21 protein-coding genes are annotated in these 19315 nt (G+C 63.1%); all 21 read left to right on the top strand.

Features of this window, described 5'->3' with window-relative positions; genetic code table 11:
* The first annotated feature begins 79 nt into the window (after positions 1 to 79).
* The 21 genes from AB0Y14_RS04385 (at position 80) to rplN (ending at position 19313) form a co-directional block, all read left to right on the top strand.
* Positions 80 to 1681 (top strand): GMC oxidoreductase, encoded by a 1602-nt coding sequence (locus AB0Y14_RS04385; protein WP_436587999.1) that lies wholly within the window; start codon positions 80 to 82, stop codon positions 1679 to 1681.
* Between the two features lie 14 nt (positions 1682 to 1695).
* On the top strand, positions 1696 to 2322 hold the full coding sequence (locus AB0Y14_RS04380; RefSeq protein WP_436587998.1) for a hypothetical protein: 627 nt from the start codon (positions 1696 to 1698) through the stop codon (positions 2320 to 2322).
* Between the two features lie 495 nt (positions 2323 to 2817).
* Positions 2818 to 3126, top strand: coding sequence for a 30S ribosomal protein S10 (gene rpsJ, locus AB0Y14_RS04375; RefSeq protein ID WP_030015043.1), 309 nt, complete (start codon positions 2818 to 2820; stop codon positions 3124 to 3126).
* A gap of 16 nt (positions 3127 to 3142) precedes the next feature.
* Positions 3143 to 3799 carry a 50S ribosomal protein L3 gene (gene rplC, locus AB0Y14_RS04370; protein WP_436587997.1) on the top strand — a complete coding sequence of 219 codons (657 nt, stop codon included), beginning with the start codon at positions 3143 to 3145 and terminating at the stop codon, positions 3797 to 3799.
* Between the two features lie 5 nt (positions 3800 to 3804).
* Positions 3805 to 4428 carry a 50S ribosomal protein L4 gene (rplD, locus tag AB0Y14_RS04365; RefSeq protein ID WP_436587996.1) on the top strand — a complete coding sequence of 208 codons (624 nt, stop codon included), beginning with the start codon at positions 3805 to 3807 and terminating at the stop codon, positions 4426 to 4428.
* On the top strand, positions 4425 to 4727 hold the full coding sequence (rplW, locus tag AB0Y14_RS04360) for a 50S ribosomal protein L23 (protein ID WP_436587995.1): 303 nt from the start codon (positions 4425 to 4427) through the stop codon (positions 4725 to 4727). The genes rplD and rplW overlap by 4 nt, the downstream gene beginning before the upstream one ends.
* A gap of 34 nt (positions 4728 to 4761) precedes the next feature.
* On the top strand, positions 4762 to 5601 hold the full coding sequence (gene rplB, locus AB0Y14_RS04355) for a 50S ribosomal protein L2 (RefSeq protein WP_436587994.1): 840 nt from the start codon (positions 4762 to 4764) through the stop codon (positions 5599 to 5601).
* Between the two features lie 12 nt (positions 5602 to 5613).
* Entirely contained in the window at positions 5614 to 5895 is a 282-nt protein-coding gene (gene rpsS, locus AB0Y14_RS04350) for a 30S ribosomal protein S19 (RefSeq protein ID WP_129313899.1), read from the top strand.
* Positions 5896 to 5957: 62 nt separating this feature from the next.
* A complete protein-coding gene (gene rplV, locus AB0Y14_RS04345) occupies positions 5958 to 6323 on the top strand; it encodes a 50S ribosomal protein L22 (protein WP_129313900.1) in 366 nt (121 codons plus the stop codon).
* Positions 6324 to 7151, top strand: coding sequence for a 30S ribosomal protein S3 (rpsC, locus tag AB0Y14_RS04340; protein ID WP_129313901.1), 828 nt, complete (start codon positions 6324 to 6326; stop codon positions 7149 to 7151).
* Positions 7152 to 7568, top strand: coding sequence for a 50S ribosomal protein L16 (gene rplP, locus AB0Y14_RS04335; RefSeq protein ID WP_129313902.1), 417 nt, complete (start codon positions 7152 to 7154; stop codon positions 7566 to 7568). It abuts the gene before it with no gap.
* A gap of 2 nt (positions 7569 to 7570) precedes the next feature.
* Positions 7571 to 7897: a 50S ribosomal protein L29 gene (gene rpmC / locus AB0Y14_RS04330; protein WP_129313903.1), complete on the top strand. Its 327-nt coding sequence runs from the start codon at positions 7571 to 7573 to the stop codon at positions 7895 to 7897.
* Positions 7894 to 8166, top strand: a complete 273-nt coding sequence (gene rpsQ, locus AB0Y14_RS04325) for a 30S ribosomal protein S17 (RefSeq protein ID WP_129313904.1) — start codon at positions 7894 to 7896, stop codon at positions 8164 to 8166. Before rpmC ends, rpsQ begins: the two co-directional genes overlap by 4 nt.
* 236 nt (positions 8167 to 8402) lie before the next feature.
* Positions 8403 to 9425: an ABC transporter substrate-binding protein gene (locus AB0Y14_RS04320; RefSeq protein WP_436587993.1), complete on the top strand. Its 1023-nt coding sequence runs from the start codon at positions 8403 to 8405 to the stop codon at positions 9423 to 9425.
* 76 nt (positions 9426 to 9501) lie between these two features.
* Positions 9502 to 11859, top strand: coding sequence for a hypothetical protein (locus tag AB0Y14_RS04315; RefSeq protein ID WP_436587992.1), 2358 nt, complete (start codon positions 9502 to 9504; stop codon positions 11857 to 11859).
* Positions 11860 to 11875: 16 nt separating this feature from the next.
* Positions 11876 to 12883, top strand: coding sequence for a plasmid partitioning protein (locus AB0Y14_RS04310; RefSeq protein ID WP_436587991.1), 1008 nt, complete (start codon positions 11876 to 11878; stop codon positions 12881 to 12883).
* A gap of 126 nt (positions 12884 to 13009) precedes the next feature.
* Positions 13010 to 13951, top strand: coding sequence for a FecCD family ABC transporter permease (locus AB0Y14_RS04305; RefSeq protein WP_436587990.1), 942 nt, complete (start codon positions 13010 to 13012; stop codon positions 13949 to 13951).
* Positions 13952 to 14025: 74 nt separating this feature from the next.
* On the top strand, positions 14026 to 15030 hold the full coding sequence (locus AB0Y14_RS04300) for a FecCD family ABC transporter permease (RefSeq protein WP_436587989.1): 1005 nt from the start codon (positions 14026 to 14028) through the stop codon (positions 15028 to 15030).
* Positions 15031 to 15035: 5 nt separating this feature from the next.
* Entirely contained in the window at positions 15036 to 15830 is a 795-nt protein-coding gene (locus tag AB0Y14_RS04295) for an ABC transporter ATP-binding protein (protein WP_436588822.1), read from the top strand.
* Positions 15831 to 15991: 161 nt separating this feature from the next.
* Entirely contained in the window at positions 15992 to 18475 is a 2484-nt protein-coding gene (locus tag AB0Y14_RS04290) for a YncE family protein (RefSeq protein WP_436587988.1), read from the top strand.
* A gap of 466 nt (positions 18476 to 18941) precedes the next feature.
* Positions 18942 to 19313 carry a 50S ribosomal protein L14 gene (gene rplN / locus AB0Y14_RS04285; RefSeq protein ID WP_129313909.1) on the top strand — a complete coding sequence of 124 codons (372 nt, stop codon included), beginning with the start codon at positions 18942 to 18944 and terminating at the stop codon, positions 19311 to 19313.
* The last annotated feature ends 2 nt before the right edge of the window (positions 19314 to 19315 follow it).

The following is a 19315-nucleotide window of genomic DNA, read 5'->3' as shown; positions in this document are numbered from 1 at the left end:
GAATTCAAGAAAATATAAAATGAGAGCGACTCGTTTCTTACGAGGTTCACCTATTACTCGCACTTCAAAGGGTGGAACTATGTCGTTCAACATAACTCGCAGAACTCTTCTCAAGGCTTCGGCCATCGCCGCGGCCGCCGCACCCGCCGTCCCCGTTTCGGGGCAGCCAGCCGTAGCCACCGGGGGCTCCAACCGGATCGCCATCATCGGCTCCGGATATGGGGGAGCGGTCGCCGCACGGAAGCTCGCGTCGGTGGGCAAGCAGGTCGATCTCATCGAGATGGGCACGGACTGGGAGAAGATGAGCCCCATCAAGGGGCGGGTCTTCACGACGATGACTGCGCCGTCCAGCCGCTCCATGTGGTTCAAGACCCGCACAGACATGCCCTTCAGTTATCTCGGCGGAATGGACCTGGTCAACCGGCGCATTGATCCAGGTGCGGGTGCGCTGGACATCGAATACTTCGGCAACATGAAGGTCTACGTCGGACGAGGGATCGGCGGTGGCTCCCTGGTCAACGGCGGCATGGCCGTGACTCCGCGCCGTTCCTTCTTCGAGAAGGTTCTTCCACAGGTCGACGCGGAGGAAATGTACAACGTGTACTTCCCGCGTGCGAACAGCGGCCTGCGGGTCAACGATCCCGCGATGGACCTGGTCATGAACTCGCCGTGGTATCAGTTCGCCAGGGTCAGCGCCGATCAGGCGAAGCGGGCCGGGATCGGCCATGTCATGGTTCCGAATGTGTACGACTTCGACTACATGCGCAAGGAAGCCTATGGGCAGGTGCCTCGATCGGCGCTCGACAAGCAGGTCATTTTCGGCAATGACTACGGTAAGAATTCCCTGCCCAAGACGATACTGAAGGAAGCTCTGTCCACGGGCCGGGTCAACGTGATCCCGATGACCGAGGTGCGATCCATCGAGCGCACTCCGGAAGGGGCCTTCCGGCTCCAGACCAAGACCATCGACTTCAATGGCAACCTCATGGAGACACGGACCAGGGAGTATGATCGCGTGGTTCTGGCCGCCGGGTCGATCGGTACTACCCGGCTGCTCCTCTCCGCTCAGGGTGAGGGCACGATCAACGGGCTGCCGGATTCCATCGGCCGGGGCTGGGGCCCGAACGGCAATACTATGCTCGCGCGGAGGCTCAGGACTTGGTCCGGTTGGCGTCAATCCACGATCCCGGTCATGGGACTGTCCAATTGGGACGACTCAACGGACTCGGTATTCGCCGAGATCGCTCCGTTCCCGGCAGGCATCGACCTCAGAACCGGCGTTTACCTTGCTCTTACGAATAATCCGCACACAGGGACCTTCACCTGGAATCGGGGCAGCCAGAAGATGTTCTTGGACTGGGGGCCGAGCCACGCGGAGCCCTCGGTGCGTGCGGCGCAGAAGTTCTTCGATCGGATCAACCAGGCCAACCCGGGGACCGGATATCGGTCCGATCTCTTCGAGAAGAACAAGACGTTCTCGGACTACTTCACGTATCACCCGTTGGGCGGAGCGGTGTTGGGGGAGGCCACCGACCTGCAGGGCGAAGTCAAGGGCGTCCCGGGACTGTTTGTCATGGACGGCTCACTGATTCCCGCCAAGATCGGGGTCAATCCCTTCGTGACGATCACTGCCCTCGCCGAACGGAACATGGACCGTCTCGTCGAGGCGCAAAGGTTCTAATCAACGTGAAGAATATGGGAGAACCCCGAAATGCACGGCTCAAGCGGCGGACCCTGGTGGGTTCGGCCGCTTGGGCCGTGCCCGTGCTCGTCACGGCGAGTGCCGTACCGGCGGTGGCGAGCAGCGTGAAGACCGACCTGGCCATCGACGTCCTGGATCCCTCGTACGATCTGGAGAACTGGCGGCCGAAGCATGAGATTCCTATCTACAAGGGGTCCAATGGAAACCGAGTCGCTGTCCGAGGTTCGTTGCCTCCGATGATCCGCATCACGAATGTCGGTCGGGTGACGGCCATCGATCCGAGCGGCAGCGTCGAGCTCATCCTCCGCGACTACGGAAACGACGGGGCGTCCTGGGCATCGAACAGGGTCAAGGCGGGAACCACCAACCAGAACGTGATGTGGACGGAAGACTCGGCAAACGCCACGGCGGAGGCCGGCGCCAGGTACAGGTACACCTGCCGCGGGGCGCTTCGACCGGGGCAGAGCATCGACATACCCTTGAGATACTTCGTCAACCCTCCTTTCGTGCACGCCGAGTTCAACGTGCTGGTTGCCGCCTGGGTCGAGGACCAACAGGAAGGCGACTACGACGACAACAGCCTCAGAATCGGACATGTACCGTGGGTCAGCGCGTTCTGACTCCTGCGCTATGACGTCCCGGCGTGAACGGTCCGAGGTGCTCCGGCCCCTGCCCGAGGTCTGGCAGGGGTCGGTGTGCTGCCCATGGAGTGTCTTTCGCCACTTCGCTGGTCCGGGCTTGCGCGTTCTCGAGAGCCTCTGGCAGGATAGACAACGTTGTTCAAGCGCTTGTCGGCGTTGACCTGCCCGAATCCCAGGGGTGCGGGGCAGTTCCGTCCAAGCCCAAAATGACCCGGTCCGAACGACTCTGGAATCTCGTGCGCGAACACTTCGCGACACGCCCGAGTGCGGGGGTCGGTGCTTCAACGGATTGAGGAACCCGGGAATGCCGGATTCAGTTCGTGTGAGGCGGCGCCAGGAATCGAACGCCGGAATGGCGGGAGCGAGACGATCGCAACGCCGTTCGCATCGCCCGGTTTCTGCCAGAAGACGCCATACAGAGGAGTCCCAGAGACTCCTACACAGGGAAGTACTTGAAGAAAGAGAGTCCGACAGATGGCGGGACAGAAAATCCGCATCCGGCTGAAGTCGTATGACCACGAGGTCATCGACTCCTCGGCTCGGAAGATTGTTGAGACGGTGACGCGTGCTGGTGCGACGGTTGTCGGCCCCGTGCCGCTGCCCACCGAGAAGAACGTGTACTGCGTAATCCGCTCGCCGCACAAGTACAAGGACAGCCGCGAGCACTTTGAGATGCGTACGCACAAGCGGCTGATCGACATCGTCGACCCCACGCCCAAGGCCGTTGACTCGCTCATGCGCCTGGACCTGCCGGCAGACGTGAACATCGAAATCAAGCTGTAAAGAGGATCGCATCCCAATGACTACCACATTCGAGCGCCAGGTGAAGGGCCTGCTGGGCACCAAGCTTGGCATGACCCAGGTCTGGGACGAGAACGGCAAGTTCGTGCCGGTTACCGTCGTCAAGGCCGATTCCAACGTTGTCACCCAGCTGCGCGACCAGGCCAACGATGGCTACAACGCCATTCAGATCGGTTTCGGTGCTGTTGACCCGCGCAAGGTCACGAAGCCCCTCGCCGGACACTTCGAGAAGGCCGGAACCACTCCGCGCCGTCATCTCGTCGAAGTTCGCACCGCGGACGCTTCCGAGTACTCCCTCGGCCAGGAACTGACCGTCGAGCTCTTCGAGACCGGCCAGCACGTCGACGTCGTGGGCAAGACCAAGGGCAAGGGCTTCGCCGGTGTCATGAAGCGTCACGGCTTCAAGGGCGTCGGTGCCTCGCACGGTCAGCACAAGAACCACCGCAAGCCGGGTTCCATCGGCGGTGCTTCCTACCCCGCACGCGTGTTCAAGGGAATGCGCATGGCCGGGCGTATGGGCAACAACCGCCACACCACCCAGAACCTCACGATTCAGGGTGTCGACACCGAGAACAATGTTCTGCTGATCAAGGGCGCCATCCCCGGCCCCAAGGGCGGAGTCGTTCTGGTTCGCACTGCTGTGAAGGGAGCCTAACTCCAATGGCTACTGAAACCGTAAAGGTTGAGCTGCCGGCCGATGTCTTCGGCGTCGAGCCCAATGAGGCTCTGATGCACCAGGTCGTCATCGCGCAGTTGGCCGCTGCCCGCCAGGGCACCCACAAGGCGAAGAACCGCGGCGAGGTCTCCGGTTCGGGACGCAAGCCGTTCAAGCAGAAGGGCACCGGTCGGGCCCGTCAGGGCTCGGTCCGCATGCCGCAGCACACTGGCGGCGGCGTCGTGCACGGTCCCGTGCCGCGCAACTACTCGCAGCGCACGCCCAAGAAGATGAAGGCCGCCGCCCTGCGCAGCGCCCTGTCCGATCGTGCGACGCACGGCCGTATCCACGTGGTCAGCTCACTCGTCGAGGAGATCTCGACGAAGGCCGCCAAGGCAGCCCTGAGGGATCTGACCTCTCGCAAGAACGTGCTGGTTGTTATCGACCGCAAGGAAGACAACGTTGCCCTGTCCGTTCGCAACCTTGAGTTCGCCCACGTCCTGTACGCGGATCAGCTCAACACGTACGACGTGTTGCGCGCCGACGACGTGGTCTTCACCAAGGATGCCTACGACGTGTTTGTGGCAATCGCCAGCAAGGCTGGAAAGAACCAGGAGGACGCCAAGTGAGCGCCACCATCAAGGATCCCCGTGACGTCATCATCGCGCCTGTCGTCTCGGAGAAGAGCTACGGGCTGATCGACGAGGGCAAGTACACCTTCGAGGTCGACACTCGCTCGAACAAGCTGGAAATCAAAGACGCCGTGGAGCGCATCTTCGGCGTCAAGGTTTCCACAGTGAACACCATCAACCGTGCCGGCAAGCGGAAGCGTACGCGCTTCGGCTGGGGGACTCGCAAGAGCACCAAGCGTGCCATCGTGACCCTGAGTGAAGGCAGCATCGATATCTTCGGCGGTCCGCAGGCCTAGCGCCGCGGAGACCACTTTAACGAGGAACTGAATTATGGCTATCCGTAAATACAGGCCGACAACGCCGGGCCGCCGCGGCTCGAGCGTTGCCGACTTTGCAGAAATCACGCGATCGACTCCCGAGAAGTCGCTGCTGCGCCCGCTGAGCAAAAACGGCGGACGCAACAACAGCGGTCGCATCACCACCCGTCACAAGGGCGGCGGACACAAGCGGGCCTACCGTTTGATCGATTTCCGCCGTCACGACAAGGACGGCGTCGATGCCCGCGTTGCGCACATCGAGTACGATCCCAACCGCACGGCGCGTATCGCGCTGCTGCACTACGTTGATGGCGCCAAGCGCTACATCATCGCCCCCAACCGCCTGAAGCAGGGCGACGTTGTCGAGTCCGGCCCGAACGCGGACATCAAGCCCGGCAACAACCTGCCGTTGCGCAACATCCCAGTCGGTACCGTGATCCACGCCGTTGAGCTCCGCCCCGGTGGCGGTGCGAAGCTCGCTCGCTCGGCCGGTGCCTCGGTGCAGCTCGTCGCCAGGGAAGGCAAGTACGGACAGCTCCGTCTGCCCTCCGGCGAGATCCGCAACGTGGACGTTCGTTGCCGCGCGACCATCGGTCAGGTCGGCAACGCCGAGCAGATCAACATTAACTGGGGCAAGGCCGGCCGCAACCGCTGGAAGGGCGTTCGCCCGACCGTTCGCGGTGTTGTCATGAACCCTGTCGACCACCCGCACGGTGGTGGTGAGGGCAAGACGTCCGGCGGTCGTCACCCCGTCAACCCGAACGGCAAGCCCGAGGGACGCACCCGTCGCCCCAACAAGGAAAGCGACAAACTCATTGTGCGTCGTCGTCGTACTGGCAAGAACAAGCGCTAAGGAGCCTGAAACATGCCTCGTAGTTTGAAGAAGGGCCCTTTCGTTGACCAGCACCTCTTCCTGAAGGTTGCCGCTCAGAACGATAAGGGTTCCAAGAACGTCATCAAGACGTGGTCCCGCCGCTCGATGATCGTCCCCGACATGCTCGGGCACACGATCGCCGTGCACGACGGACGCAAGCACGTTCCCGTGTTCATCACCGAGTCGATGGTCGGGCACAAGCTCGGCGAATTCGCTCCCACGCGGAGTTTCCGCGGCCATGTGAAGGACGACCGCAAGGGTAAGCGTCGCTGATTCGGTTTCGACCGATCCAGCAGCGTGTAACTCTTCGGCATTAGACGAAAGAGAGATAGGCAATGGAAGCCAAGGCATCTGCGCGCTTCGTACGCGTGACGCCTATGAAGGCCCGGCGCGTCGTCGACCTGGTTCGTGGCAAGCAGGCGAATGAGGCACTGGCGATTCTGAAGTTTGCTCCGCAGCAGGCTTCGGACCCGGTTTTCAAGGTCGTCGAGTCGGCTGTGGCCAATGCCCGCCAGCTCGCGGAACGTGACAGCGTCGCGTTCAAGGAAGAGGAACTCTTCATCAGTGAAGCGTTCGTCGACGAAGGCCCGACCATGAAGCGGTTCCAGCCGCGAGCCCAGGGTCGCGCATACCGCATCAACAAGCGAACCAGCCACATCACCGTGGTTCTCGCTACCCCGGACAATGAGGAGGACCGCTAAGTGGGACAGAAAATCAACCCGCACGGATTCCGACTGGGGATCACTACGGACCACAAGTCGCACTGGTTCGCTGACTCCAACAAGGAAGGCCAGCGCTACAAGGACTTCATCCGCGAGGACGTGAAGATCCGTGAGCTCATGTCGAACGGCATGGAGCGCGCAGGCATCGCCAACGTCGAGATCGAGCGCACCCGCGATCGCGTCCGTGTGGACATCCACACTGCGCGTCCGGGCATCGTGATCGGCCGCCGCGGAGCCGAGGCCGACCGTATTCGCGGCGAGCTCGAGAAGCTCACCGGAAAGCAGATTCAGCTGAACATCCTCGAGGTCAACAACCCCGAGATCAACGCTCAGCTGGTTGCCCAGGGAGTTGCCGAGCAGCTCGCGTCGCGCGTCGCCTTCCGCCGCGCGATGAAGAAGGCCATTCAGTCCGCGCAGCGGGCCGGGGCCAAGGGCATCCGCATCCAGTGCTCCGGACGACTCGGCGGCGCCGAGATGTCCCGCTCGGAGTTCTACCGAGAGGGCCGCGTTCCCCTGCACACCCTCCGCGCCAACATCGACTACGGCTTCTTCGAAGCCAAGACCACCTTCGGTCGCATCGGTGTCAAGGTGTGGATCTACAAGGGTGATCTGACCGATAAAGAACTTGCTGCTCAGCAGGCCGCACAGGGCAACCGCCGTGGCAACGATCGCCGTGGAGGCGGCGAGCGTCGTCGCCGCAACGCCGGTGGAAACGCCGGTCGCCGCGGTGGGCGCAACGAGCAGCAGAACAGCGCTTCGGAGGCCCCCGCCGCTGAAGCCAAGACTGCAGAAAACGGTGAGGCATAAATGCTGATTCCCCGTCGCGTAAAGTACCGCAAGCAGCACCACCCGAAGCGCACTGGCGTCGCCAAGGGCGGCACCACCGTGTCGTTCGGTGACTGGGGCGTTCAGGCGCTGGCACCCGCGTATGTGACCAACCGTCAGATCGAGGCTGCCCGTATTGCCATGACCCGCTACATCAAGCGTGGCGGTAAGGTCTGGATCAACATCTTCCCGGACCGCCCGCTGACCAAGAAGCCTGCCGAAACTCGTATGGGTTCCGGTAAGGGTTCGCCGGAGTGGTGGGTTGCCAACGTCAAGCCGGGCCGTGTCGTGTTCGAACTGGCCGGCGTGAGCGATGAAGTCGCGAAAGAGGCCCTGCGCCTGGCAATCCACAAGCTCCCCATGAAGGCACGCATCGTGCGTCGCGAAGGTGGTGAATAGAAATGGCAGTAGGATCCAAGGATCTCTCCATCGACCAGCTCGCCGAACTGGACAACGGGGCTCTCACCGAGAAGCTGCGTTCGTCCAAGGAGGAGCTGTTCAACCTCCGTTTCCAGAAGGCCACCGGGCAGCTCCAGAATGCGGGCCGCTTCAAGGCTGTCAAGCGCGATATCGCGCGCATCTACACGGTGTTGCGCGAACGCGAGCTGGGCATCCGACCCGAGGCCGAGGGCAACGCCCAGGCTTCTGACAAGAAGGCCGACAAGAAGGCTGCAAAGGCAGCGAAGAAGGCCGATACGGCTAGCGCTACCGAAGGTGATGCCAAGTGAGTGAACAGAAGACGGAAGAGCGCAATCTCCGCAAGACCCGTCGTGGATACGTCGTCTCGGACAAGATGGACAAGACCATCGTCGTCGAGGTCGAGGACCACGTGACCCACGGTCTCTACGGCAAGGTCATGCGCCGCAGCCACAAGGTCAAGGTGCACGACGAGCAGAACACCGCCGGAATCGGCGACCTCGTTCGCATCATGGAGACCCGCCCGATGTCTGCCAACAAGCGTTGGCGCATCGTGGACATCGTCGAGCGCGCCAAGTAAGGCTCGCTGGGCGATCCGCCTCCTAGAAACCCCCTCCTGCCTCGTGCGGGAGGGGGTTTCTGTGTTTAAGGGGCTGGGGCCTTCGGACCGGTGCAGGACGGTGATTGCATCGTCTTCCTCGCACGCTTCCTAGCGTTTCTCCAAGCCAGCTGCGCCATGACAAGAGGCGCGAAATCACAGTAAACTTAGGGGTGCCATATCGGGGGATAAGGGAATAGTTAATAATGATTCAATGCGTGCGCCGGCGTGATGGCAATCCACGGAATTGGTCGAGGACGATCATTGCCCTGGTGGCCGCCGCGGCCATCATGTTTGGCCTCACCGGATGCGGCGTCTTCGCCTCAGGCGGGCGCTCCGAAAAGACTTCCGAGCGTGTGGTCAAGGACATCGATGACGCCGAGGTGCGCGTGCCGGGGAAGCCGAGCCGCGTTGTCGCGCTGTCCGAGCCCACCCTGGACGCGGCCCTTGCGCTGGGCGTCACCCCGGTGGGCACCGTCTCCGGTCGTGGACAGAACAGCGTCCCGGGATATCTGGCGGAAAAGGCCAAGGACATTCCTCTGGTCGGCGGCATCGGGGACTTGGACTACGAGAAAATCTCCAGCCTCAAGCCCGACCTGATCATCGTGGATGGGACGAGCGTCAACAATCGACCGGACGTCTTGGAGATCTTGCGACAGATCGCTCCGTTGGTCTTCTGCGGTTACGCCGGCGGCCCGTGGGAGCTGAACTTCGATACCACTGCTCGCGCGCTGAACCTGGAGACGAAGGGTGAGGAAGTCAAGACTGCTTTCCGAGACAAGATCGAACAGGGCAAGGCTCGCCTGGCACCGATTTACGGGGACAAGACCTTCTCGATCGTGCGATGGCAGGGAAGCGGACCTTCTCTGATCCTCAAGGAGCTTCCCGCGGGACAGGTTTTGGAAGGACTCGGTCTGAAGCGGCCGCAATCCCAGGATCGAGAGGGGAGAGGGCATTCGGACCCGGTCTCCTTGGAGAACCTCTCGACCATCGACGCGGACTACATGTTCTTCGGAACGCTCGGTGGCGCAAGCCAGGCGAACCCGCATTCGGACTCTACCGCCGATCGGGAGGGTGCGGCTCAGGCTCTCACGACGGCCGAGGAGACCTCGGGCTTCACCGATCTGTCCGCGTACAAGAACCACCACATCATCACCGTCGACGGGTCCCGCTGGACCTCAACAGGTGGCCCCCTGCTGCTGAACGGCATCGTCGACGACATTCTCGCTGAGCTTCCCTGAGCGAAGCAACCCGCCGGGGCACTCGACCGGTTCCGGCACCTTTCCTGCCAGTGATCGAAGAAGAACTCCATAACCCATGATGAACATCGGAATTTCTCGTATCAGCGCGCCATCTCGCACCCACATCAGGCGACTCCTCTCGCTCCTCCTCGCCGCGCTTCTCGCCCTGACCGCGTGTCTCGTTCTGCCCAGCGCCTCGGCCGACGACTCATCGAACAGACAGACCGCCACAGCCAACGACCAGACCGCCGAAGTCTCCGGGCCCCGGAAGGTCGACGTCACGGGCACGATTCATGTCGAGGGCCGGGACTGGAAGCATTCCCCCTCCGAGGGAGCGCGGATCGCCGTGAAATACGACAAAGGCACCGTGGCCGTGAACGGTGAGAGCATCGTCAGCCAATTCGAGGCCAGCGCCGACGGCACGTTCTCCGCGGAGCTGCCTGTCCCCACCAAAGCAAACTCGGACAAACCATGGCTCGCCGGCACCGAGCACACGATTCATTTCCTGAGTGGGAGCCTCAAAGACGGGGACCCGTCGCGCAATGCGGTTCTGAGGGTGACCGTGGCTGGACAAGCCGAGTCATCCGAGCAGGCGCAGCCGTGGGTCTCCGCAACATCGTCGGCGAACTCCGGTTCGGCCGCGACCATCGACGTCGCCCCGTTCACCACCGGAGAAGACGCCGTTTTTCACCTGATCGGCAAGGGATGGAAGACGGCGGACGGCAAGTCCGGCTCCATCGTCTCGATCAAGGTCAACTACCGGGCCCCGTCCGGGCGCATAGACCAGTACGCCAGGAGAGACCAAGTCATCAGCGACCATTTGGCTTCCCTCGGAAAATCCAAGGATTCGACGTCCTGGGTCCTGCTCGTCCCGAAAGGTACGGCCACGCAGGACCCGGAACACGGTTTGTACACGATCGACCAGACCGGATCCTTCGACATCACGGTCAAGGCGCCCGAGGAGCTGCGCCATGGCAAGACGGGGCAATACGTGACCGTTACGGCACAGTCGGGTCGCAACCTGGACGGGGACGTGCAGCGTCTAGCCGTCACCGGCCCGATCCCGGTCAATGGTGAGGCTGCTCAGCCCATCCAGGAGACTTCGGACGTCCGGTGTACCACGCAGGTGACTCGGCCGACCGCACGGATAGAGAACAAGGACGTCGCCCGAGGAGGGAAACTCCACCTGGTCGGGGAGGGCTGGTGCAATCCCGGCGGCAAGACGGGCGCTCCGCAGGTCGCGGTGAAGCTCGACAATGGCAGCTTCTCCCACCTGGACCAGACGCTCCACTCCAACAGGAGCATCTGGGCACTCGTCGATCCTGATCCGGCCACCGGCGTTCTCGATGCCTGGATCCGGTTGCCGGACGGCACGGCCGCAACCTCCGTGCCCGAATACCCTGACGGAGCCCACAGCTTGCGTCTCCTTTCGGGCGCCCTTCGTGCTGGCGATCTCTCCGTGTCCTTCGGCGGTCGCGGCTCCCTGGACTTTACCGTGGGCGAGTACCGCCCCAATGGAGCGGCACCGGCCCTGGGCCTCGACGAACTCACGGAGGGCTCGCGTCACGATGTCCGGGTCACCCGTGAAGGCACACGGATCACGGTTGAGGTCCCCGGAAGGCATCCCGGGAAGTGGGTCAGGGCAACCCCCTACGCCGAGGCCGCGCCCCGCAACCAGTGGGGAAGCGGATGGGTACGTCTGGACGACAAACGTTCGTTGAGCTACGACCTGCCCGATGACGCGGCGGCAGGCGACTACCGACTCGTTGTCCAGGACGGGGAGAACGAGGACTTCGGAAAGTTGCTGGGCTGGGACCGCCTGACGATTCCCGGGAAGGCCCGCGGCTCGCACGCCGAGGTCGCCCCTGCCCAAGGCCGCGGCACCCAGGGAACGCAGCAGTCGAGCCAGTCCCGAGCGCATGCGGCACCGGCGTCCGGCCGCGACTCCGGATCGGAGCAGACGAGTGCTTCCGGCGCGGGCCCCGCGAGCCCGGCGGCCGTACGGGGGATGACGAGCCTAGGCCGGATCCAGGAGCAGACGCCGCGTCACGCACGGGTTCGACGCGTTCTCCGAGCTCCGGGAGTGATCGCGTATCCCTGGGGGCATGCGGCCCACCAACCCACCCAGCGCGTGGTGGCCTCGCTCCGGGACGCGGGGAACGACACCCACCACCACGCCCGGTCCCACACCCGGTCCCAAGCCCCGTCGTCGGGTCGGAGCCGCGCACAGAATTCCGCGCACGACTCTCAGGGACCGAACGCTGAAGGGGAGGAAGCAGGATTCACCCTCAAGGTCCTGACGTGGAACAACGTTTTGCTCGTGCTCGCGGGCGCGTTGCTTCTGGCCATGATCCTGTACTTGACCCACAAGCCGCCACAGTCGGCTTCACAGGCTTCCGAGGCCTCAGCGGCCCCAGAAGCTTCCGATGACTAAGGAAGGAACCGAAAGCATGACGAACATTTTGCACTTCCGGCGATCTCTCATTGCACTGCTTGCTGCGGTGGTGGCGCTCCTGGTGGGATACACGGCCGTCTCCGCACTCCCACCGGGCGGCGCCAAGGGTAGCAGCCAGGGAACCTCATCTTCCGTTTCACCGGGGACCCTCAAAGCGGGCGACACTCTTCACTTCACTCTGAGTGGCTTCCCCGGGAACGAGCAGGTCTACGTCAAGATCGACAACGGAGATGCGTGCCCCAAGGACGCTCTTCAGGGCGCCTGCGTGGTGCACCAGCAGAAATCGGACGGGAACGGACACGTGGAGGGCTCGGTCGTGCTGCCCAAGGATCTGAAGGATGGCAAGCACACCCTCCGGTTCCTGGCCACGGAGGTCATCCCCGGCAAGGGAAGCCGGGGCTTCACCAATCTCAGCCCGGAATTCATCACGGCGGGCGTCAACCAGAACTCCTCGGGCGGTCAGCGGTACAACGTCACGTCCGAGGAAATCCTCTCCGGCGGGACACGGCAGGACACCGAGTCCGGTGACACCTCAGCGAATCGAGGCAACGGTGGAGGAACGGCCGAGAACGGTCAGCAATCGAATGACGGCAGGCCCGGAGAGCAAGCCGGGGGAGCCGGCGGAAGCGGCCAGGGAGGCGACGCGATCGAGTATGTCGACGCCGACGGCCGCCCCATCTCCAAGGAGGAGTACGACCGGCTGATGTCCGGTTCCTCGGGTGCAGGAGAGGAGTCCGGCTCGGACGACCAAGCCACGGAGCACAAGGATGCGGAGAGCGGAAAGAACGACGGCTCCAAGGACAAAACGAAGCACAAGGCGACCGCGAGCCCAGGCTCCACGACCAAGAAATCCGGGGACCCCACCGAGAAGGCTTCGGCCGAAAGCAAGAAGGACTCCGCCGGATTCCCCTGGATCGGCACCATCGCGTTCGTCGTCATGACCCTGGTCGCCGCGACCGTCTGGTATGTCCGACGACGTCGCACAGGCTCTCAGGAATCCTAGGCCGTGATGCGAGGTGATCGCCCCTCCCGTTCCGCCACCCTTGAGATCGAGCCCGTGACGCCGTCGGTCGTGCGAAGGCGGCCACTGGGCCGATTCGCGTGGTGCGGGCTGTTTGCTGCCTGTGCCGTGGCGGCCGTTCTGGCGTCGTTGCGCTTCGGATCCAACGGGTTGACGGGTTCCGACGTCGTCGAGGTCCTCCGCGGCACGGGCACGGCAACCGCTCGCACCATCGTGGTGGAGCAGCGGATACCCCGCACCCTTCTGGGGCTGCTCTGCGGTGCGGCGCTCGGAGTCGCGGGCTCCCTCATGCAGTCGCTCACGCGCAATCCTCTGGCCGAACCAGGATTGATGGGCGTCAACGCGGGTGCCTCTGTCGCCGTCGTGCTCTCGGTGGTGCTCTTCGGCCCGCAGAACATCCACGTCTACATGCTTGCGGCGCTTGTAGGAGCGGGCGCGGCCGGTGCCGGGGTCTTCATCCTGGGTCGTGGGGAAACGGGGTCGATCGTCCGTCTGGCGCTCGCGGGTGTCGCTCTCTCCGCGGCCCTGGCCGCGGCCAACCAGGCGTTGGTCCTGTCCAACCGGGACGCCTTCGACGAGTTCCGGCTCTGGGTCGCCGGCTCCCTCGAAGGGAGGGATGCCACGGTCGTGGAGTCGATCGGCCCCATGATTGCGATGGGTCTGATCTTGGCCGTTGCCGTTGCCCCTTCGATCAATGCCTTGGCCCTCGGGGAGGAGTCCGGCGTCGCCCTCGGCGTGCGGCTCGCCAGGACTCAAACGATCACCCTGGTCTCCGTGGCTCTGCTGACGGGGGCGGCCACCGCGGCCATGGGTCCGGTGACCTTCGTGGGACTGGCCGTTCCGTTCGTGGTCCGTCGGACGGTGGGCAATGACGTTCGTTGGGTCAATGCGGGGTCCCTGCTCCTGGGCCCCGCATGGTTGCTGGCGGCCGATGTCCTGGCTCGAGTCGTCATCGCACCGGAGGAAACACAGGTGGGCATCATTGCGACCCTGGCCGGGGGTCCGCTCTTCATGGCGATGATGTCCGGTCGGCAGGTGCGGTCGTTGTGAATGCCGCAGAGGATCGCCCTGGCAGCGACAGGGGACTGTTCCGAAAGGACTTGTCGGGCCGTTCCGTCCTCTCGGTGAGGCACGTCATCAGCGCGGACTTCCCGGTTCGCCGGCTGGCCGTGCATCTTGTTCTCGCCGTGGTTCTGGTGACGGTCTCGGCCTGGGCCATGACACAGGGCGAACGCAACCTTGGTCCCTCCGGCGTATACGAGGCACTCATGGGCAGGGGAGACCGCCTCGACATCTACTTCGTGAACCAGGTCCGGCTGCCTCGAGTCGCGGCGGCGATCGCGGTGGGTGCTGCGCTGGGTCTTTCTGGCGCGATTTTCCAGATTCTGTCGGGAAACCCCTTGGGCAGCCCCGATGTCATCGGCTTCACTCATGGCGCGGCCACGGGGGCGTTGTTGCAGATTCTCGTGTTCGACGCCGGCCCGTTCGGCGTCGCGTCCGGAGCGATCCTTGGCGGATTCGGTACGGCCCTCATCGTGTACCTGTTGACCCGACACACCGGTCTGCGAGGATACCGGCTCGTTCTGATCGGAATAGGCGCCGGTGCGACATTGGGCGCGATCAACTCGCTCCTGGTCGTGCGGGCATCATTGACTCAGGCGCAGACGGCGGCCACCTGGCTCGCCGGGTCCCTGAACACCATGAATTGGAGCAAGACACTCCTGATTGCGGCTGGGCTCCTGGTTCTGTCGCCGGTCCTGATCAAGGCCTCCGGTCCGCTGGCGATGCTCCGGTTCGGGGACCAGCTCGCCGTCGGAAGAGGTGTACGTGTCAACGCGTGGCGAGTGGCGGGAATGTTCGTGGGAGTTCTACTGGTCGGTCTGGCCACGGCGATCACAGGTCCGCTGGCATTCGTGGCCCTGGCGGCCCCGCACATCGGCAGGAGCCTCACTGCTTCGCGTGGCGCGGGGCTCACGACCGCGGCACTCATGGGAGCCGTCATCGTTCTTTGCTCGGATACGGCGGGCCAGTATCTTCTCCCCGTCGCGCTCAACGCGGGCGTGGTAACCGGCGCTCTGGGTGGGCTGTATCTGGTGTACGTGATCATCGTGGAACGGAGACGAGTGTGAGCAGCATGAACGCACGGGCGAGCAGATTGCGTGCAGAGGGGATGACCGTGGGCTACGGCCACGATGTCGTGCTCCCGGGACTCGACTTCCAGGTTCCCGATGGCGAGCTGACGGTGATCCTGGGTCCGAACGCCTGCGGGAAGTCGACCCTGCTCAAATCGTTGTCACGGGTGCTGACCCCGTCTGCGGGGAAGATCTTCCTGGACGACGTCGCCATGGAAAAGAACCGTACCAAGGACATCGCCCGAGTCCTGGCGATGCTGCCGCAGATTCCGGAGGCTCCCTCGGGGGTGAGCGTCGCCGACGTCGTCGCTCGCGGACGCTACCCGCATCAGTCCCTATTGCGCGCGTGGAGCGACGACGACGAACGCGCGTGTGTTGACGCGATGACCGCGGCGAATGTTCTGCCGCTCAGGGAACGGTCGTTGGATGAGCTCTCCGGCGGCCAACGCCAGAGGGTCTGGATCGCGATGACGCTGGCTCAGGACACGCCTCTGATCCTCCTCGATGAGCCCACCACGTATCTGGACATCACTCATCAGATCGAGGTACTCAATCTGACCCGCAGGCTCCACGGGGCCGGCCGCACGATCGTCATGGTTCTCCACGACCTCAATCTCGCCTTCAGATACGCCACCCGGGTCGTCCTGATGCGGGACGGGCGGATCATCTCCGAGGGAAGCCCTCACGAGATCGTGGACGCGGACCTGATCGCCAGGGTGTTCGAGCTCGAGGCCTTGGTGGTGGACGATCCGGTGACTGGTGCACCCATGGTCGTCCCCGCGGAAAGTACATTGTAACTGTAACTAAGGTTACCTTAAATGCGAGAGTAGGCTACCTTAAATATGTACCAAGGGTCGTCGATATAACCATCTGGTTCGACCCCGCGAATGCGGGTCGCAACCGGTAGCCGTTACGGCCTACGGGCACCATTCGCATTCAGAAAACTATGAGGATCACTATGTTTTCCTACAACAACTTCCGCCCTCGGGGTTTCAAGGTATGGGCGACTGTCTCTGCGGCAACGGCCCTGACTTTCGCGGGTACGCTGACCGCGGCTCAGGCCGACGGGGCAGATTCTCCAGCGGCGCCGGCCCCGTCCCACGGCGCTGCTTCGGCACCGTGCGAATACCGCAGTTTCGACGTCCGTGCCGACCAGACCCAAGGTCTGCCAGGGCAGTACCAGCTGGCGTATTCGAAGAAGAACGACGCACTCTGGGCAACCGGCACGGTCCTTGGCGGAGCAAGCACCACGGCCACTCTCGCCAAGATCGATCCGCAGACCATGAAGGTCGTGAAGTCCGTTGCTCTGGACACCGTGCCTTACATCCCGAAGGGCGGGACCGAGGCCGCCGGCGTCCAACTCAAGGGGCCCTTCGGGATCGATGTTGACGAAGTGAACAACACTGTGTGGGTGACCAATACCGTCGCGAACGAGGTCACCGTATATGACCAGGCAACCCTGAAGGAGGTCTTCTCTACTTCCAAGCTCTCGCCCGAGGAGCGTGCGAAGATCGAATTCGCTCATCCGCGCGAAGTTCGTCTTGCCGATGGCAAGGCTTTCGTCGGCGTTCGTGGTTCCGTGCTGGTCTTCGACACGAAGACTTACGCATTCCTGCAGAAGATCACCGTAGCCGATGTTGAGGACAAAGCCACCGCCGTGATGAATATGTGGGTAGACGAGTCGGAGGGGAGGGCTTACTTCCCGGTGCGCATGAGGGACGAGGTCAAGATCTATGACCTGAAAGATCTCTCGCAACCGATTCAGGTGGTCAAGCTCCACAAGCAGGATCCCGGAGCCAACCTCTATGCGTCCGACGTCGTTGTGGATCACTCCCTCAACGAAATATACGTCTCGTCCCAGGGTGACAAGGGGAAGAATTCCGGTGTGGGCGTCTATGACAAGACCACCGGCGAATTCAAGTCGTGGATCGACCTTGGGGGAAGGGCGCTGGCCCTGGATGCGGATGAGGACAACGACGTCGTGTACCTCACCGATTTCGATGGCAAATCTCCCGACAAGGGCGTCTACGTGATCGACGGCCGTACCCACACGGTTGCTGCCTCCGTCGCCAAGAATTCCCCCGACGCTCCCTTCGGCATCAACGATGTCGTTGTGACCCCCAAGGGTGTGTTCGCCGTCGACAAGGGTGGAGCGTACAAGAACGCCGAGGTTCCCTTCACGATCGATTACCGCACGGGAAAGTTCACCACTTCGTCGACGTCCGTCAAGGGTGTGCAGAACAAGGCCGCTGCGGGTGCACCCGCCGATTGGCAGCCCGCTGAACCAACCCCGATCAACGCTGACACCCTCGTCAAGCTGACCGCAACGCCGGCAGGCACCGTCAAGGGCCAGAAGAAAGCTGTGACGGACGCTGACGCGAGCGTCAAGACGGTCGCGTCGAGGCAGGATGCTGGGGCGAAAGTTACGGGAGCCACCGTGGTCTCCGAAGGTCAGACCATCAGGGTGTCTGGTACGGGGTGGAGGCACCCGAAGGGAGCTGAAGGGTCTACGGTCGCCGTCAAGTACGACCGCGGCAAGGTTTCCATCAACGGAGATGCAGTCATTGGCACCGTCGAGGCCGACGCCGAGGGCAATTGGTCTATGGAGCTGCCTTATCCGACCGCTGAGAACTCCACCGTCAAGGACGCGTCCTGGGGCCCGGGGACCTCGCACACGCTCTCTTTCCTCTCTGGTTCCATCAAGGAAGGTGACATGTCCCGAGGCGCGAACTTCGAGATTACCGTCGCCCAGCCGACCTGTGACGCACCGGAAACGATGCACGTGACACCGACGACCAGGGACTTCCAGGGATACGGAACCCTGGTCGACTCGAAGGTCGGTGAAATGGCGCCGCCTCCGAGCGAGCCGGTGAAGCAGGATCCGATGCCGGTTCAGAGTCCGAGCGTGCCGGCCGAGCAGGGTTCTGGTCAGGAGGCTGGCGGTGCTGGTGGTGGCCAGGATAGTGGTCAGCAGGGTTCTGGTCAGGAGGCTGGCGGTGCTGGTGGTGGCCAGGACAGTGGCCAGCAAGGCTCTGGCCGGAAGACCTCCGGGGCGTCAAACGGTGGGACCGGAAATAGTGTCGGTATGAAGGACGGCGGGTCGTCCGCCGCCACGGGGGATCTCGCTAGCGCTGGCAATGCCGGCCAGAAGGCTCCGGAGAATACCGTCGATCACGGGACCGCAAGTGCTGCCGGACGCAGCAACGGCGTGAACAACAACGGCGGTTCGTCGGGCGCCTCCGGCTCTCAGGCCCAGAGCGTGACGAACGGGCCGGGGGTGGCCTCCCAAACCTCGTCCCCCTCGGGTGGCTCCGCACCTGCCGCGCAGTCCGGACTGGCCCACACCGGTGCCGGGAAGCTGAAATGGGTTGCTGGCCTGGGCGGGGCGGCCATAGCCACGGGTATTGCGGTGGTCGCGCTCCGGCGCAAGAAGGCCCACTGATCGGGTGAGGCGCTGAGCGCACCCGACGCAACCCTCTGAGGTTTCTGAGGATCGGGGCCGAGGTGGTTCGTGCTGTTCCGCCTCGGCCCCGACCGTCGTCTCGAGCGGCGAAGGCGTGATGAACGTCAAGTCCTTCCCGGCGTCTTGGCTCGTCTGGCCCTGTCCTGGTGGAGTTGGCTTGTGATAACCTTGATTACTTGTGTGGGCCCACTCGGCCTGCGCTCAACCACGGGTTTTTCGTGCCAGTGCATAATGCCGCTGTCAACGGGTGCATTCGCCCGCCATCGAAGCGGGACCAGATGTTCCTGGCATGGACGGCCCCAGGCGCAACCGCCAACTTCCGTTCCCCGAGATACGGCAGACCGGTGCGTCAACCATCCCGAACACAGTGTTCCGCAAGGCCCACGTCGCGTCAGTCGGGCAACCGACGGCGTCGTGAGAACCAGCGAGACGACAGGAGTACTCAGTGATTCAGCAAGAGTCACGGCTCAAGGTCGCCGACAACACGGGAGCCAAGGAAATCCTTGCTATCCGTATTCTCGGTGGATCAGGCCGTCGCTATGCAGGTATTGGTGACATCATCGTCGCCACCGTCAAGGACGCAATTCCTGGCGGAAACGTCAAGAAGGGTGACGTCGTCAAGGCAGTCATCGTTCGTACCAAGAAGGAGACCCGTCGTTCAGACGGTTCCTACATCAAGTTCGATGAGAACTCGGCAGTGATCCTCAAGAACACCGACGGCGACCCCCGCGGTACCCGTATCTTCGGGCCGATCGGGCGCGAGCTGCGCGAGAAGCGGTTCATGAAGATCATTTCGCTTGCTCCGGAGGTGCTCTAACT

It is taken from the genome of Rothia sp. HC945 (assembly GCF_051370785.1).
Taxonomy (GTDB): domain Bacteria; phylum Actinomycetota; class Actinomycetes; order Actinomycetales; family Micrococcaceae; genus Rothia.
Note: the sequence above shows the minus strand (reverse complement) of the source record. Positions and strands in the feature narration are given on the sequence as shown.